Source organism: Paenibacillus enshidis (assembly GCF_042136365.1).
GTDB classification, from domain to species: Bacteria; Bacillota; Bacilli; order Paenibacillales; family Paenibacillaceae; genus Paenibacillus; species Paenibacillus enshidis.
The window spans coordinates 1-548 of record NZ_JBHHMI010000076.1; the positions used below are offsets into that span (position 1 = coordinate 1).

The 548-nt window shown below is 49.5% G+C and carries 1 protein-coding gene; it reads left to right on the forward strand.

From position 1 onward, the window contains the following. On the forward strand, nucleotides 1-548 hold a 548-nt coding region (locus ACE41H_RS25145), incomplete at both ends, for an IS3 family transposase (RefSeq protein ID WP_375358310.1).

Consider the following 548-nt stretch of genomic DNA (forward strand, 5'->3'; position numbering starts at 1 on the left):
AATACTCGGTATCAGCAATGTGCGACGTCCTACAAATTTCAAGAAGTACGTTCTACTATGAGGCCAAGGAACGGGTCAGTGAAGACGATATGACCGAAGCGGTGGTGGAGATCTTCCGCAAGAATCGAAAAGCCTACGGTACCCGAAAGATCAAAGCCAAGCTCCACGAACGTGGACTCGTCGTGTCCAGACGCCGAATTGGCCGAATCATGAAAGAACAAGGACTGGTTTCCACGTACACGGTGGCGCAGTATAAGCCGCATAAAGCCGCATGCAACGAAGAAGCTACAGCCAACATTCTGAATCGTGAATTTGATCAAACCGAGACCAAGCGCTTCGTCGTCAGCGACTTAACCTATGTGAAGGTTCAGCACCAGTGGCACTACATTTGCGTACTCGTTGACCTGTTCAATCGAGAGATCATCGGCCATAGTGCAGGCCCAAACAAGGACGCTGCTCTGATTTCACGCACCTTTGCTACCGTACAGGGGGATCTGCGTCAAATTCAGTGGTTTCATACCGACCGTGGCAGTGAATTTAAAAATGAA